The following is a 16803-nucleotide window of genomic DNA, read 5'->3' as shown; positions in this document are numbered from 1 at the left end:
AATCGCCATAAAATAAAGATAAATAAGGAGTACGGAAGATTGTTCAGGACATCGTCCTGGGCTGTTTATTAGTTTCATAAATACTAGGAGTGAGAGCTGCGGGTAACTAGTACCTCTCCTTAAGTTAGAATATCCCCTTAAGCTCACCAATACAAGAGACAATTAGAAGAGACAAAGAAGGTGACTTGCTGTGAATTCGGAAAAAGCGGTGCGAGCGATTGGGATTTATGGTGGAGGTGTGTTTTTCGGAGTGATGACGGTGGCCCAGCCGTTTTTTACGCTTTATGCGGATGCGCTTGGGGCTTCTACTGCGTTGATTGGATTAATTGTAACGCTCAGGTCTCTGTTGCCCATGTTTATTGCAATGCCGATTGGGCAAATGATCGATACCTTGGGACCCCTTCGGATGACTAAGATCGGCTGCTTATTGCTTATGACTTCATTAGCGATCATGTCATGGAGCAGCACGCTGTTAGTGCTGGCGGTTTCGCAGGTTCTTCTTGGAGCTAGTATGATAATTATGGCTTCCTCGCTACAGGTTCTTGCTACGGATGGGGAGCAGGATAAGGCCAGACGCAATAAGAACATCAACCGCTTCTCCATGTGGTCTTCTGTAGGTAACATGGCTGGACCGCTCTTAGGAGGACTAGTCGTTTCCTATTATGGTTCTTCATTGTGGAGCTACCGCTCTGCTTTTATTGCTTCTTTTATCGTATGCTCAGTTTGTTTTATCCTCGTTTCGATGATCAAGAGTCCAGATGGACCTGGACAGCTGACACGAACGAAGGAGCTTTTTAAACCTAAGGAAATGCTGAACAGCTATATCAGCGGAATTCATTTAACCCGCCACAGGGGTGTCCAGTTTGGACTTATGGGTACATTTCTGATTATGTTCATTCAGTCCTTATACGGTAGTTTCATTCCGCTTTATTTAAATGAACATGGCTATTCTGCCTTAATTATTTCATCAGTTATCTCGCTGATGGGCTTGTCCGGTCTGGTATCGCGATTCTTACTGGGGCAGTTTATGAAACGGGTAACATTGGAAACGATTCTGCTCACTGCAGGCTGCATAGCTTCAGTGTGTCTGATCTTCATTCCTGTGGCTTCCTTGCACATTATCGGAATTGGCATAATCACGTTCTTGCTTGGCAGCTCAATTGGTATGAATTTGCCCGTGACCATTATGATTATGGTGGAGGAAACGAAGGAGTCGGAACGAGGAAAGGTCATGGGGCTTCGCCTCTTAACAAACCGTTTATCACAAATGACCGCTCCAGCCATGTTTGGTCTACTGGGACAATCGCTAGGTTTGACCGCAGCGTTCTACACAGGCGGCGGTATGCTCCTTGCAACGATGCTGGGCTTTGCCGTTTACAGTTCCAACCGCGCTGCACCTGTGAAAAGCGAAGCCGTAACTTCTACTTCCGCTTCCGCGGAGCCGTCATCCAAACTTTGAATACAACACCATTACGGCTCTGCGGTCGAAGAGAAACCGACTCTGATATTAACCGGGTATTAACATATGGATATGAAAATCTCCTACATTCGTTATTGATAATGGAACGGCAATCACTTTGCTATCCAAGGAAATATGATGATCAGCTAAAATATTCGGAGGTGTGATGTCCACATGAATTCCGTCGTTATACAGCATCGTGCTGGCATTGCCGCTAATCATGTTGCCTAGCTCGGAAATTGCGCTTTGACACATTTCGTCCAATTCGGTTATTGCGTATCCCCCCATCATGGCGGATACGATTCTCATGGCTACTTGCTCTGGAAAGCCGAATACAACATCACCCTTGAAATGCCCAACGATTCCCACTTTTAACCAAATGTGTTTTTCCACCAGCTCTAATTTCATTACGGTAAGCTGGCCGATCGAAGGTTTTGTTTGTACAAAGGTTTCGATCACATGGATAGATGCTGCCAAAAATGGATTGATATAGCTTGCTTGCATAATGAATTCCCCCTGCCTGATTTAGATAGATTAAACTAAAAAGGACTGCTCCGAATGGGAGCCGTCCTTTTTCTGAAAAAAAAAGTAAAGCTGCATTTCGGCAACCCAGCTATCCTAGGAATGATTTCCCTTAGACCTGTGGCTTTGCGTCCCTGTCTTTCGACAGGTTTGCTATTATCGTTGTAGCATGTAGGTTATAAGAACTGGTTACAAAGTACTAAAACTATCATATCACACTGCTACAATATTAGGAATGAAAAATAAATCATTCAAACGATGTGAAAATGATAGTAAATGAATAATGAAAATAAAAAAGATTATAGTACTAAAAGTTGTAATCTCCTAATAGTATAATACTAGGCTTGGGTTAGAGCCTGGGCTACTAATGGAGGGATAAAATATGGAAATCGAAGCAGTAGAACAAGAAGTATTGTTGTCGGATGAGGAAGCTATCGAAGAGGCTGAAGAAGTAGAAGCAGAGGAAGAAGAAATTGAAGCAGAGGCTGCAGATGAAGCAGAAGAGAGTGAGGAATCAGATTCCGAATCCGCTGATGAGGCAGAGGAAGAAGCTGACAGTTCAGAGGAAGAGTCTGCCGAGGAATCAGCTGAAGAATCAGCAGAGGAATCCGAAGAAGAGTCCGCTGAGTCTGAGGATTCCGAATCCGATGAGTCCGGTTCAGACGCGGAAGCGACTGAATAATACTGCTTCGATCCCTTCTCTTACATTTTGAATCGAATACTATATCATATAGCTTATGATGACAGCAGCACCGCAATATGCGGCAGCTGCTGTTTTTTACTGTTTGAATAGAAAGTACAAGCAAAAGCAAACGTGTTGGATTTGATGATCAATACGGGCTGCAATGTGAAATGCTTTTCGTAGGCCAAGAGATATAATATATTACAAAATGATTGAATTAATATTCATAAATATGTATAATTATTCATTATTGATTAGGGGTGATGGTATGGAATATCAAGTGGCCTTGGAAACTTCTCAGCTGTTGGATGAAGCAAAGAAATCGATTTTATTTACTGCGGCTCGCCCAGAGCTTGTAATGGAACGTGGCGAAGGCATGTACTTGTGGGACACGGACGGTAAGCGGTACCTGGATTTTGTCGGGGGATGGGCTGTTACCTGTTTGGGGCATTCACCCGAGATTATCCGAGAGGCACTGAATCGACAAGCTGGCACTTTAATTAATTCGAGCCCTTCATTCTACAATAAACCGATGATTGAGCTTGCTAGCTTATTAACAGGAAATTCGTGCTTCGACAGGGTATTCTTTGCAAGCAGTGGGGCGGAAGCCAATGAAGGCGCAATTAAATTAGCGAGAAAACATGGTCAAAAAAACTTGGGTGGAGCTTTTGAGATTATTACAACAACAAATAGCTTCCATGGACGTACCCTAGCTATGATGTCTGCAACTGGAAAACAGCAGTGGGAATCCTTATTTTCACCCAAAGTGCCGGGCTTTAAGCATGTACCATTGAATGATATAGAAGCTTGTTTAGAGGCTATCAATCCCAATACTTGCGCTATTATGTTAGAGCTTATTCAAGGTGAGGGCGGGGTTCATACAGTTGATGCCGAATATTTGAACCGCTTGCGCAAAGTGTGTGATGATTTAGGCCTTATGCTGATTTTTGATGAAATTCAAACAGGACTTGGAAGAACGGGAAAACTGTTTGCTTATGAGCATTATGGAATCGAAGCGGATGTCATGACATTGGGCAAAGGAATTGGCGGAGGGTTCCCTCTTTCAGCCTTATTAGTTAAAGAGCCTTATAACATCTTTGAACCCGGAGATCAAGGGGGCACTTATTCCGGGCAACCCTTGGCTATGGCAGTGGGATTTGCAGTAGTTAATGAAATCATTAATAAGGAATTGTCCTATCAGGCAGAGGAACAAGGAAATTATTTGATGAACAGCCTGCGCGAGATTGCTCATAGCTATCAATTAAAACAGCTGCGCGGCAAGGGCTTGCTGCTTGCCTTTGACCTCCCGGAAGCTAGGGGGACTGAACTAGTCTCTGAATGTCTAAAGGACGGCTTGCTGATCAACTCTCCTAATTCATCCACCGTTCGCTTGATGCCTCCTCTTATCGTATCAAAGGATGAAATTGATAACATGCTTCAAATATTATGTGGAGTACTGGACAGATTGCATATTTCGTAAGGTAAGCTTATTTGGTAGAAGAATTAAATAAGAATACAATCGGACCTTTTTATCTCATGGATAATAGGGTCTTTTTTTTGCTGACGCCTCCTATCCCCTATTAATTTTTACAATTTATTCATGCCGGTTTAATACTCGCAAAATGTTTAATTAATATAATCAAAATGAACATAAACGAGCAACGGATAAATAAAATAAACAATATATGATTGTTTTTGTTTGAAATGTACATAGCAGAAAGGAAGGATCCTATTGACCGATATTTTAACAAAAATCAAATTGGCGGCTGCGGGCTGTGATGAAAATGTACTTAAAGCAATTGATTTGGATCTCATCCGCATTGAAGCAGGGGCTATCCTGGAAGTGGCTTCCTACTTACAAGGGAAACACTACCGAAAAGTTATTATAGCAGCGGATTCAATAACTTATGAGGTGGCAGGTAATAAGCTGAATGAATTCGTAGAAAACGCCTCAATTTCCGTACAAGTAACGATCATCAAGCCAGACCGCCAAGGCGACGTTATAGCCGACGAAGCTTCTCTGATTCAATTGATAGCTGATATCAAGCAATATGCTGCGGAAGTCGTAATTGCTGTGGGCGGGGGCACCCTTCATGATATCGTCAGGTACTCGGCTTATATTTCGGGAATTCCCTTTATCTCTGTGCCAACAGCGCCTTCGGTAGACGGATTTAATTCCAAAGGGGCTCCAATCCTCATACGAGGGGAAAAGGTAACCATTCCTGCAATAGGCCCGGATGCTATTTTTGCAGATCTTGATGTTCTGGTGAAGGCTCCGGAAGCTTTGGTAGCTGCGGGGTTTGGCGACATGCTAGGTAAATATACATCATTGTTTGATTGGAAATTCGGATCGTTAGTTGCTGGGGAACCTTACTTGCAGGCGGCAGCAGATATAACCAAATCCGCTTTGCTGCAATGCGTAGAGCATGTGGATCTAATCGCTGAAAGGCAGGCTGAGGGAATCCGCACATTAATTAGTGCGCTGATCGAATCAGGTCTTGCCATGCTGTTATATGGTAACTCTCATCCGGCCTCAGGTGCTGAGCACCATTTGTCGCATTACTGGGAAATGGAGTATATCCGTCTAGGCAGAAGACAGCTGCTGCATGGAGCTAAAGTAGGCGTTGCTTCTATGGAAATCTCCAAGCTGTATCATAGGATCGCCCAGGAAGGCTGGAAGCAACCTTCATTGTCGGGTGAAGAAGAGAAGGCTGACGCAATCACAGCTAATTGGGAGCAGATTCGCAGGGAGATTCTAGACATTCCTAATGATGAGAGGCTTAGAAAGCTTTTGAAAAAAGTGGGCGGCCCTGTATCGGTTGAGGAGCTCTCAGTTAGTGATGAGCTGCTGGATCGCAGCTTGCGTGAAGCCCATCAGGTTCGTCTCAATCGCTTTACGCTTTTAAGAGCTTACAATGAAAGGTTAGACATACAAGAGTAAAGAAGATTCGCAAGGAAATCAGCATGATTTATGCAAAGTGAGGGATGTTTTTTGTTAGCAGTGCAACGAAAAATGAGAATTGTGGAATTTGTAAGGCAGTATCGCACAGCGACCATTGCAGTGCTTGCCAAGGAATTTAACGTGCATGAGGCGACGATCCGACGAGACCTTACTGAAATTGAACAAGAGGGTCTCCTAAAGAGGACACACGGTGGAGTCATTGTTGAGCAATGGACGCATGACGAGCCTCCTTTTAACGAAAGAACGAATCAGTGCCTGGAGCAAAAGATGAGAATCGGTCAAATGGCAGCAAGTTTGGTGGAGGATGGAGAAAACATAATCATCGATTCCGGGACGACTACCCTGCATATCGCGAGAAATTTGGTTCATCGATCTAATATTACGGTGGTAACCAATGATATGAACGTAGCAGCAGAGCTGCGTGACGCACCGAGGGTTAAGGTTATTTTGACCGGGGGAGAGCTGTATCCATCCAGTTATATGCTCAATGGTATGTTCACGGATTATGTACTCAAGTCGCTGCACGTGGAAAAGGCGTTTATAGGAACTCCTGCTCTGCATCCGCAGCACGGGTTAATGCATCCTGAAGCTCAGTTGGTGCCGGCAAAACAGGGAATGATCCAAGCTGCCAGAGAAATTGTAGTGGTCACAGATGACAGTAAGATTGGTAAGCTTTCACTGCATTCAGTGGCTCCCAATAGTTCAATTCACACATTGATTACGGGGAAGGAAGCGTCCGACTTCGATCTCAAGCCATTTCAAGAATGGGGAATTAACGTAGTAACGGTTTGAACGTTCTAAGGAAGAGGAGGGGGAATACTCTTGGCATCCATCGAGTTTGTCCGTGTTACGAAATCTTTTGAAAAAAGCGTGGTCATCAAAGACTTGGATTTAAAAATTGAGGATGGAAAATTCACCGTATTGGTAGGTCCTTCGGGGTGTGGGAAGACCACGCTTCTAAGAATGATCGCAGGGCTTGATCCTCAGACATCAGGCTCTGTGTTCATCGATGGTAAGGACGTGACCCGTACTGCACCTGGTCAAAGAGGCGTAGCTATGGTTTTCCAAAACTATGCACTTTACCCTACCATGTCGGTTCGCGAGAATATTGAATTTGGATTAATAAACAACAAGGTAGACAAAGCAGAAAGAACGAAGCTGGTAGAAAGTATCAGTGCCACGGTAGGATTGAAGAATTATCTTGACCGCAAGCCATCCACTTTATCTGGGGGCCAGCGTCAGCGTGTTGCTCTGGCTCGTGCCATGGTTAAGAAACCATCGGTATTTCTAATGGATGAGCCCTTGTCTAACCTGGATGCCAAGCTCAGAGCGCAGATGCGCCTTGAGCTGATCGAGCTCCACAAAAAGCTGGGTACCACTTTTGTATATGTCACTCATGATCAAGTTGAAGCTATGTCGATGGCCGATACAATCGTCCTTATGAATCAAGGTCTTATTAAACAAGAGGCTCCACCGGAGGTGATTTATAATCAGCCTAACAATCTGTTCGCTGCTCAGTTTATTGGAGTTCCTCCGATGAATGTAGGAGACCTTGGTGTGGATGGCGTGAAATTCGGATTTCGTCCAGAGAGTGCAGTATTGTCCAACGAACCAGGTGAGCTGCATTACTCCACACAGGGAGTGATTGCTACGAGAGAGATGCTTGGATCCGAAACTCTATATCAAGTGAGAACCGACCGCGATTCGTTCATGATTAAATGTATTGAAGATCAGTTTTCAGTTGATCAAAAGGTACATTTGGGAGTTACAGCTGCCAAAATATATTTCTTCGGAGCGGATGAAAACCGTATAGGTGAAGACCACATTCATTTCCGTAAATATTTGGACGTGCTGAGAGGGTATCGGAATGGATAAAAAAACAATTTGGGAATCCGTTCGTCCGTATCTTATGATCGCTCCGGCTATGGCAGGCATTTGTATGTTTGTCATGTACCCTATCATTTACTTAATTTATTTAAGTTTTTTTAAGTACAACCTGATGAACCAAGCTAAAAGTAAATTCATCGGATTGGATAACTTCACTCAAATTTTCACTCGAGCAGATTTTTACAAGGCTCTGACAAATACACTGCTATATTCAGTTGGTGTAGTTATTCTGACGATGATTCTATCTCTGCTTATTGCGATATGGCTCTCTAAAAGGAGCCGATTTAATGCAATAATTCAAGCTGGCCTATTCACACCGCATATCGTTTCCATTGTATCCATTTCGCTGGTTTGGCTGTGGCTAATGGAGCCTAACCATGGCTTGCTCAACTTTTTGCTCAAGTCGCTGGGCTTACCGACATCCCAGTGGCTGCAAAGTTCTAATACGGCGCTAATATCAGTCATTATTGTATCGGTGTGGCAGGGCATCGGCTACTACACTTTAATTATCGTGGCCGCTCTTCAGAGCATATCTCCCGCGATTTATGAAGCTGCAGCATTAGATAACGCCAGCAGGTTCAAGATATTTTACAAAATCACACTACCGCTCATTTCACCGCAGCTGTTTTTCATTCTAATTATTATGACCATCGGTTCCTTTAAGGTCTTTGACACTGTTCAAGTTATGACAGGAGGGGGCCCGAACGACGCAACTAGTACTATTGTTTATTATATTTTTAAGTATAGAACAACGAATATTGGTTACTCAGCAGCTACCGGAGTGGTTCTGATGGCGATCATCGGACTTTTGACCTTTGTTTACTTCCGAGTGTTGTCCAAAAGAGTACATTATCAATAGGTGGTCAATCGGACCACCCCAAAGGGGAATTCGTACTTGAAAACATATGAATTCAAATATATGAGGCTGACATGGGGCTTTTTATTAAAACTGATTGTTCTAATGGTTTTCATTTTCCCGTTTCTATGGATGATTTCCACCTCACTTCAAACGTTTAGGGAGACCTTATCATTTCCGCCAACCTTGATTCCGGCATCGCCACAGTGGATCAATTTTGTAGAGGCCATGAGTGCCGGACCCTTTCTGACGTATGCTAAAAACTCTGTAATCATCACGGGCTCCATCATTATTCTCCAGTTGATTGTGATGATTCCTGCGGCTTATGCCTTCGCCAAGTACAAATTCCGTGGGAAAAACATCTTGTTCGGCCTGGTACTGCTGGCTTTTATGATTCCTGGTCAGATTACCTTCATTCCCGTCTATTTGATGATGGCTGATTGGGGGATTAGCAAGACGCTGCTTCCACAGATCATTCCCTTCATGTCCAGTGCATTCGGCATTTTTCTGCTGCGCCAATATTTTATGCAAATTCCGCAGGAAATTGTAGAGGCGGCCAGACTGGATAATGCCAGCGAGTTTAAAATTATGTGCCACATTATGATTCCTATGTCCAAGGCAGCACTGGCTACAATCGCGCTTTTTAGCTTCGTCAGTCATTGGAATGATTACTTCTGGCCTTTGATTATGACAGATTCAGCTGCGATCCGTCCGCTTACGGTGGGCATCGCGATGCTTCGGGAGACTGAGGGCATTAGCAACTGGCATATTATCATGGCTGGCAATGTGGTTTTGGTTGTCCCCATTCTTGTCGTTTATCTGTTTTGCTCCAAGCAAATTGTGAAAGCTTTTGTTTACTCAGGGATTAAGTAAGAGTGTAGTCCCTTTCAAATAAAATATAAAAACTCACATGGAGGTAATTTAAATGAGAAACAAGCTAAGTAAAATGTTGGCAGTGCCAGTCGTTTTAGGATTAATTGCAGGCTGCTCCGGGGGTCAGCCCGAGTCAGTAGCTCCAGCGGCTGCCAAGCCTTCAGAGCCTAGCAAGACCACTGAGCCTGCGAAGGCAGCAGAGCCTGCCAAAGCCGGTGGCAAGGTAACTGTGCAGTTCTGGCATTCCTTGGGCGGCAAGAACGGTGAATACACGGATGCCATGATCAAAAGGTTTAATGAGAGTCATAAGGATATTGAGGTGGTAGGAACCTTTCAAGGGAGCTATGACGAGACGGTGACCAAGCTTCAGCAGGCGATTGCCTCGAAGAATGCTCCGGATGTGAGTATGCTGGAACGAGCTTATGTAGAGCTTTTTGCAGATGCTGATGTTTTGGAGGACATGACACCTATGATGAAAACCTCTAACATAAGCGTTGATATTTTTAACCCAGGTTTAATGGGACATTCGACTTTCAATAAAAAGCTGGTATCCTTACCGTTAAACCGTTCGACTCCAATTATGCATATTAACAAAACGATGCTGGATGAGAAAGGGCTTGCGATACCAACAAATTGGGATGAATTGAAGAAAGTCGCCGAAGCGCTTGTCATCAAAGAAAACAACGAATATAAGCGTTATGGTGTAACTATGCCTTATGATACTTGGTATCCAATTGCTATGATTTCGCAGGCTGGCGGTAAATTCTTTAGTGATGATAAAAAGACAATCGGATTTCAAGATAATGGAGTCGGAGTTAAAGTGTTTAACTACCTTAAGAACCTTCAAAGCACAGGGGCTTTATATTATCCGCCAGCTAAGGATTCGGGAAATATTACCACACAGATGTTTGTTGATGGTAAGGTTGGGATTATGTACGGATCAACTGGAAGCATTGGAGGTTTGGCGAGCAGCGTTAAGTTTAACTATGTAACGGCATTCTTACCTCAGGATAAGATGTATGCCAATCCTACCGGTGGGGCTAATATCTCTATGCTGTCTTCTTCGAAAAACAAGGCAGCTGCATGGGAATTTATACGTTGGATGGAGACTGATTCTCAAGGAGCTTTACCGTTCATTCTGCAGTCAGGCTACCTTCCTTTCACTAAAACTATGGTTGAATCCAAGGAAATCAAAGAGCTCTGGGCAAAGGAACCGAATCGTAAAGTGGCGTATGATCAGCTTCAATATGCTGTCGATACGAATAAGGATGTAGCTTGGCCGGAGGTTATGCATGAGTTTTTCTCAGCAATAGAAGCTGTCATGTATGACAGTAAGAATGTTCAGTCCACACTGGACACGTTCAAAAAAGAAGCCGAAAGAATTCTAGCTAAGTAACCGCGAGGAGCTGAAGGAGATGTCTGTACTGGATAATCAAGGAATTGCGCGAAAAGTTCATTGGCAGGCCCACCAAAGCACGAATACGGAAATGCCAGAGAATACCATGTCAGCCATGCATTATGCATGGGAGCTTGGTGGTATCCCAGAAATTGATATTCGACAGACAGCAGATGGAATCATTATCGGCATGCATGATGCAACACCGAAGCGGACGACTACGGCGTCTATTGCAGATCAAGACAGGTTAATCTCTGAATGTACTTTTGATCAAATACAGCTCTGGGATGCAGGAATTAATTTTAGCGAAACGTTCAGAGGGGAGAAGATTCCAACGCTTGAACAAGTGCTGGATGTTCTATCTGATCATCCCGAGCGTGAGGTTTATCTGGATTTCAAACAAGTTGACCTGGTCAATCTAGCGGCTGTAATTCAAAAGTATGGTGTCGAACGGCAGGTGATTTTCTGTCATAGGGATCATGAAAACTGTAAGACTATTAAACGGTTAGCCCCTGAGATTCGGACAATGCTATGGATACCTGATAAAGAGATTGATATCCGATTTGGAGAAGTGCTTGAAACCGGATTCGAATCTCTCGATATTATCCAAATCCATTTGGTAGATTCAGAATTAGAACGTGCTTGGAGATACAGGGTGCAGCGCCAATTTTTGCAAAATGCGTTGGAAAGACTGACCGAAGCGGGATTGGAACTGGAAGTGTTAATCTTTCACTTCGACGAGTCTTCATTATCCGAGCTGCTTGATCTTGGAATTCGGAGGTTTGCTGTTGACGAGCCCAAGGTATTTGTAGAAACCTTGGAGAATTATTTCAATAAATAATAATATGCCGAGCTTGATACAAAACTCAAAGGATGTTTGGCAAGCTGGTTCCGGTGTTCTACTGGTGCCAGCTTGCTTTATATTATTAAGGAATCTAATTACTTAACGTCCAGCACAGAACCCCCCAGGACAAAACGCCACTCCAGATGGTTGCCGAACACGTTATCGATTCGAACGCCGCCAGTGGCTACTGAAGCAGTATGGATCATTTTCCCATTCCCCAGATAGATGCCGGTATGAGTGATTTCTTCGATCGATTTGTTCTTATTGCGGTAGCTCTGTGGATCAGTCCCGTTGAAGCTAATGAAGAATAGTAAATCCCCGCGTTGTGCGTCATAAATGTTGGTGTAAGGATGATTGGAATAGGTTTGCACGTATAATGCCTGATTGCGAGAATCCTTCGGCAAATCCATTCCAACGGAGGAAAGAAAAGCCCATCTTGTAAAATCGGAGCAGTCAAACGTCGAAGGATCAGAACGGTCTGAGCCGTACTCGTAAGGTGTCCCAAAGTACATAGTTGCAGTAGAGATTACATTTTCCGCATAGCTTCCTTGAGTGGGGACGACTGAGGGGTTAGGCCAAACTTCGACAAGCTGTTGGGCTCCTAAACCGTGAATTTTGAAGGTTTGTTTGCTTGTTGTGGGGGTGTCTTGAACATGATAATCCTTCATTTCTTGTTCAATCTGGGCGTCTCCTTTTTTCAGCCACCTATCATGTTTCGTAAGGTTAGCATTAAACAGCCTCTCATCCATACCCCCAAACTGTGTGGCAGCCTCATTATTTTGTGAAACCGTACTACATCCAGACAATACCATCGATAGTGCCGCTGCTGCAAATAACTTCTGTTTAAGTCCCAATGGTTAAGTCCCCTTTATTTAGAAGATATCCATATCTTGCATTAATCGGGTGTGTTCTATTCAGCAAAATGGGATAAGGGCTTCTCACAACAGATCATGTGCAGGGGAGGGAATGCGGAACGTTTGCCTGCAAGCAGTTCGGCGAGTATACAAATATATGCCTCTAGCTCGTTTAGCATATCCTTCAAGAAGGAAGGTAAGACGTTAAGATGGCCGTATTGCTTGCAAATAAACGGCTTCCCCTGAAAAACTTGATAGTCCGCCTGATTCATCGGTTCGAATAGAGAAGAAATCTTGCAGCTCCTTCGAGGCTTGCAACATCTTGGTCTGCAATAAAGCTGTTTCCTCTTCCGGTAGACCGGATCGCTCACACCAGTCATGAAACTGGAATGGTTTAGGGAAACAAACGATCATCTCGATGCGAAAACCTACGTTCTCTAAGAGGTTGATCCATTCTGACTTTTTCCATGCCCGGACATGGCTCGGGTCTCTTTGTTTTTCTATCTCATTGTAGAATTGATCGAATCTATCGTCTTCAGGACCCACATTGTCTATAAGCAGCAGCTTGCCACCCGGCTTGACGACTCGGAAAGCTCCTTCAGCGAAAGCGGGAATATTCGGAAAATGATGTGCCGCAATCCGGCAAGTTACGAGATCGAAAGATGCGTCAACAAAAGGAAGTTGTTCAGCGTCACCCTTTACAAAATCGACGTTTGAATGGCCGTTCCCGCGGATAAATTCAGCAGCGGTCTTTAACATTTCTTCGGTCAAATCATAGGCAGTTACACGACGAACCAATGGGGCAAGGGCGTTCGCCACATGCCCACCACCCGTTGCAATGTCAAGCACATCCATATTCGTATCGGCTTTGGAAGATGAGACGAGCAACGACAAATCTTCTCCTTTGGCATGACGAATGCTTGTGACATATTTTCCAGCGTTTTTAGCAAATTGCTGCTGTACTTGATTTTTAATTGAATCTTCCATCGTTGATTTCCTCCTTATTTGTAGACCGAGATTTTTCGTTCTTTTGTTTCATTTAATGAAACTTAATATCACATTATGAAACTAAACTAAATTTACCATACATTCTTTTAGCTGTAAATAGGGGGAGTGCCGGTGCAGCTGTCAGCAGACAAAGAGCGATTTTGTCGCATTTGATTACTTTTTGACGATATTAAATAGGTATATAAGTTTTGAATTAATTACCATTTGACGTATGGCTAGGTATTCTATATCATATGAAGATAAGATACCCGTACTCGAACGGGAGAGGTTCATAGCAGATACCCTCTATAAAAAACTATGGATACATGACAATATGCCATGTCCATACTGGACGTGGCTTTTTTATGTTTTTATCCTTTTAGTTACAATAGAATGTGGAGCAGATCTCTCTTGAAAAAGTGTTGGGATACATTTTACAAGGGGGTTTTTACTATGTCTGGACGAAGCCATGAAGAAGGTTTAAAGGATTTAACGTTATTGGGTAATCAACATACAAAATATTCTTTTGATTATGCACCTGAGGTATTGGAGGCCGTTGACAATCTTCACTCGAATCGGGACTATTTCGTGAAGTTTAATTGTCCGGAGTTCACTAGTTTATGCCCATTGACACATCAGCCTGATTTTGCAACGATGTACATCTCGTACGTCCCAGATCAAAAAATTGTCGAGAGTAAATCACTGAAGTTGTATCTTTTTAGTTTCAGAAACCATGGAGATTTCCATGAGGATTGCGTCAATATTATCATGAACGATTTAATTAAATTACTCGATCCAAGGTATATTGAGGTTTGGGGGAAATTCACACCACGTGGAGGAATTTCTATTGACCCATGGTGTAATTATGGAAGACCTGATACTAAGTATGAAGAGATGGCACATTTTCGTTTGATGAATCATGACCTTTATCCTGAAAAAGTGGATAATCGATAATCGATATAAGGAGGAGTGAAAGCAATGATTTTATATTTAAATGGAATTTTTGTAGGACTTTTAATATTGGCAAACATTGTGGCTGTTAAACTTTTTAGCATCGGAAGTTGGGTCATGCTGCCCGCCGCCGTTATCATCTACATATTTACTTATCCCATTATTGATGTGATCGTTGAGGTTTATGGAAAAAAAGAAGCACGGAGAACGGTTAATGCCGGATTGATTATGCAAATTCTTGCCCTTATTTTCATCACCATCACGATAAACTTGCCTGCGGCACCAATATTTAATGACCAGGAGTCATTCCAGACCATTTTAAACGGGAGCTTCCGGGTTATTATTGCAAGTTTAATTTCATACGTGGTAAGCCAAAATCTGGATGTGTTCGTGTTCAATAAATTAAAAACCATCCATGGGCAAAAAAAGCTATGGTTACGTAATAATGCTTCCACCATGCTAAGCCAGTTGTTAGATACAACTATTTTCATTACGATTGCTTTCTATGGAACGATGTCAATTGCTGTTCTAGGCAGCTTGATTCTAACTCAATATGTCTTTAAATTTTTTGCATCAATGGCCACTACTCCTATTGTCTATTTACTCGTCAACTTAATAAGAAAACAGGAAACGGTTGTTTCAATGCAAAAAGAAACTCTAGTAAAGTAAGCAGGAATTTATCGATAAGAAACATGGCAAATATGTATAATCCCCCTCAATGGAGAACGCGAAAGAACCTTAAGGCCCATTTTCACAATGGGTTTTAAGGTTCTTTTGCATGCCTGCTTATGGATAGCTACATTTTTATTAAGAGTTGATTATTGTTTCAGTACGGTAACATCGGCGGATACCCGTGTACCTGTGGTTGTTATTGCTGTTAAAGTAAATTGAGTTACATTGCCGCTAACATGAACGGTTCCATCGGTGTCGATTATGACAGTTCCTACAGCCCCGCTATTCGGATCTCCAACAATATCTTGCGGAATCAATGCAATACCTAGTGCATCTTTATACGGGGAGATTTCTGCTCCTTCGTATTCACTGCCATAATTATCGGTAATGATCATATCCATTTTTTCAAAAGCATTGAATTGGGCAGAATACACACCATTAGTGACAGTTACATACTGACTAAAAGAAGAGTCTCTTGCTTCTATCTTTTGGGCAGCATTCGATTCGCTTTTTACAACGACAGGAATGGAAATCTGTTTAAAGCTGCCGTTAAGAGTTGAATAAACAATGTCGATAGATGCCGTTCCTACTTTATTGCCTAGAATGTATCCTTTATGTTCAGATGACACGGCAGCTTTTACAATAGACGGATTCGATGAAGAGATGGACTGAATAATACCGGGCATGGCGACTTCTTCACCGGATGCGTTGGTAACAGTGAATTCAATTTCTTTGGCGAATTTACTGATAGTTGGGTCTTCTGCTTCCGTTTTACTTAATCCAGGAACGGATGCAGCTATTCCGCTATCTATAACATTACTCAATTCATATGAATTGGGAAGTGTAAAACGCAGGTCACCTGTTGAAACGGTTGTACCGATAGTAAGAGTGCCGGATGCTGTTTTAATAGATGAGCTATCAAGACCGCCCAAGGTTACGGTATAAGTTCCCATAGAAAGCTTCGTATCTGACGATAGAGTTAGTGCAGCTGATTTTTTATCGTTGGACCATGTAGTAGTAACGGGAATATCGGTACCGTTTTTGCTCAAAGACCATGTAGCCTTGGAGGTGTCGACGGCTTTATCCAGTGTTACTTGCACAGCTTGATCGCCGGTTGCCTGAACGGAGGATACGGATACGGGTTCTTTAACATTTTGGGCAGCTTGCAACGATCCATATGCACCGATCACCAGGTCGGCTCGAGTTGCGATACCGTCACCGCTTTTGTCGACAGGATGGATGTTTAACTCCATCGCTTGCTTGACAGCATCGGCATACCACGGACTTGTTGAAGTAGTAACTTTTTTGCCAAGTCCTTTGACTAGCACCGTATCTAATTGGCCTACTGTAACATTCTCTCCTGGCGCGAAGGATGTGTCAGTCATTCCGTCAATAAGACCCGCTTTTTTAGCGGCTTCGATATAGGGAATCGCCCAGCCGTTGGCTGAATCATTGGCACGAACATCTGCGAAGCTGGAAGTCTGAAGCGTTGGATCAACTTGAAGACCAAACACCAAGGAAGCGACTTTCGCGAATTGGGCTCTAGTCATGTTTTGCGAGATGCCAAAAGTATCGCTGGAGACACCTTCAAAAATGCCTTTAGAAAGAAGGTTATCGATCTTGTTTTTTAACCCTGCTTCAATACTTGTTAAGTCTTTATAATCAGAAGTGGTTTTTACATTATCAGCCATTGCTGTAGTAGCTAGCATAGAGAAAGCTACAGCTGCTGCTGCGATAAGGGTTAGACTTTTTTTCATAGCTTCGTTCCTCCAAAGTTATTAGTATTGATTACTATTGATTAATCTATCAACACTAATCATACTACTAGTACAAAGCAAATACTAATTTTGCAGCAATG

16 protein-coding genes and 2 riboswitches are annotated in these 16803 nt (G+C 43.0%); of the genes, 12 read left to right on the top strand and 4 right to left on the bottom strand.

The annotated features are described in order from the left end of the window. The first annotated feature begins 190 nt into the window (after positions 1-190). Positions 191-1459, top strand: a complete 1269-nt coding sequence (locus tag GC093_RS33565; protein ID WP_171656314.1) for an MFS transporter — start codon at positions 191-193, stop codon at positions 1457-1459. Between the two features lie 48 nt (positions 1460-1507). Here GC093_RS33565 and GC093_RS33560 read toward each other — a convergent pair whose 3' ends face one another. Continuing rightward, positions 1508-1963, bottom strand: coding sequence for a chemotaxis protein CheX (locus tag GC093_RS33560; RefSeq protein ID WP_171656313.1), 456 nt, complete (start codon positions 1961-1963; stop codon positions 1508-1510). A gap of 96 nt (positions 1964-2059) precedes the next feature. After that, a riboswitch (cyclic di-GMP riboswitch) is annotated at positions 2060-2146 on the bottom strand. Positions 2147-2363: 217 nt separating this feature from the next. Between GC093_RS33560 and GC093_RS33555 the strand changes: the two genes are divergently transcribed. From GC093_RS33555 to GC093_RS33515, 9 genes are all read left to right on the top strand, one after another. Beyond that, positions 2364-2663: a hypothetical protein gene (locus tag GC093_RS33555; protein WP_171656312.1), complete on the top strand. Its 300-nt coding sequence runs from the start codon at positions 2364-2366 to the stop codon at positions 2661-2663. A gap of 268 nt (positions 2664-2931) precedes the next feature. Beyond that, complete coding sequence (locus tag GC093_RS33550; RefSeq protein ID WP_171656311.1) at positions 2932-4143, top strand: aspartate aminotransferase family protein; 1212 nt, start codon at positions 2932-2934, stop codon at positions 4141-4143. A gap of 252 nt (positions 4144-4395) precedes the next feature. Then, a complete protein-coding gene (locus tag GC093_RS33545; RefSeq protein ID WP_171656310.1) occupies positions 4396-5604 on the top strand; it encodes a sn-glycerol-1-phosphate dehydrogenase in 1209 nt (402 codons plus the stop codon). Between the two features lie 51 nt (positions 5605-5655). Further along, the gene (locus GC093_RS33540; RefSeq protein ID WP_171656309.1) at positions 5656-6417 is read left to right on the top strand and encodes a DeoR/GlpR family DNA-binding transcription regulator; all 762 of its coding nucleotides are present in this window, start codon (positions 5656-5658) and stop codon (positions 6415-6417) included. Positions 6418-6447: 30 nt separating this feature from the next. Next, on the top strand, positions 6448-7500 hold the full coding sequence (locus GC093_RS33535; RefSeq protein WP_171656308.1) for an ABC transporter ATP-binding protein: 1053 nt from the start codon (positions 6448-6450) through the stop codon (positions 7498-7500). Then, entirely contained in the window at positions 7493-8371 is an 879-nt protein-coding gene (locus GC093_RS33530) for a carbohydrate ABC transporter permease (protein ID WP_171656307.1), read from the top strand. The genes GC093_RS33535 and GC093_RS33530 overlap by 8 nt, the downstream gene beginning before the upstream one ends. Positions 8372-8431: 60 nt before the next feature. Further along, on the top strand, positions 8432-9241 hold the full coding sequence (locus GC093_RS33525) for a carbohydrate ABC transporter permease (RefSeq protein WP_376768697.1): 810 nt from the start codon (positions 8432-8434) through the stop codon (positions 9239-9241). Between the two features lie 52 nt (positions 9242-9293). Continuing rightward, complete coding sequence (locus GC093_RS33520; RefSeq protein WP_171656305.1) at positions 9294-10637, top strand: ABC transporter substrate-binding protein; 1344 nt, start codon at positions 9294-9296, stop codon at positions 10635-10637. A gap of 19 nt (positions 10638-10656) precedes the next feature. After that, complete coding sequence (locus tag GC093_RS33515; RefSeq protein WP_171656304.1) at positions 10657-11478, top strand: glycerophosphodiester phosphodiesterase; 822 nt, start codon at positions 10657-10659, stop codon at positions 11476-11478. A 98-nt stretch (positions 11479-11576) separates the two neighbouring features. On the opposite strand, the gene GC093_RS33510 is transcribed toward GC093_RS33515, so the two are convergent. Next, positions 11577-12335, bottom strand: a complete 759-nt coding sequence (locus tag GC093_RS33510) for a C40 family peptidase (RefSeq protein WP_171656303.1) — start codon at positions 12333-12335, stop codon at positions 11577-11579. A gap of 204 nt (positions 12336-12539) precedes the next feature. Then, positions 12540-13322: a class I SAM-dependent methyltransferase gene (locus GC093_RS33505; protein ID WP_171656301.1), complete on the bottom strand. Its 783-nt coding sequence runs from the start codon at positions 13320-13322 to the stop codon at positions 12540-12542. Positions 13323-13601: 279 nt separating this feature from the next. Beyond that, positions 13602-13648, top strand: a riboswitch (PreQ1 riboswitch). Between the two features lie 127 nt (positions 13649-13775). Between GC093_RS33505 and queF the strand changes: the two genes are divergently transcribed. Beyond that, positions 13776-14276 (top strand): preQ(1) synthase, encoded by a 501-nt coding sequence (gene queF, locus GC093_RS33500; protein ID WP_171656299.1) that lies wholly within the window; start codon positions 13776-13778, stop codon positions 14274-14276. Positions 14277-14300: 24 nt separating this feature from the next. Continuing rightward, positions 14301-14942: a queuosine precursor transporter gene (locus GC093_RS33495; protein ID WP_171656297.1), complete on the top strand. Its 642-nt coding sequence runs from the start codon at positions 14301-14303 to the stop codon at positions 14940-14942. Between the two features lie 149 nt (positions 14943-15091). On the opposite strand, the gene GC093_RS33490 is transcribed toward GC093_RS33495, so the two are convergent. Then, on the bottom strand, positions 15092-16702 hold the full coding sequence (locus GC093_RS33490) for an S-layer homology domain-containing protein (RefSeq protein ID WP_171656296.1): 1611 nt from the start codon (positions 16700-16702) through the stop codon (positions 15092-15094). Positions 16703-16803 lie beyond the last annotated feature (101 nt).

Origin of the sequence: Paenibacillus foliorum (assembly GCF_013141765.1) — a bacterium.
GTDB classification, from domain to species: domain Bacteria; phylum Bacillota; class Bacilli; order Paenibacillales; family NBRC-103111; genus Paenibacillus_S; species Paenibacillus_S foliorum.
Note: the sequence above shows the minus strand (reverse complement) of the source record. Positions and strands in the feature narration are given on the sequence as shown.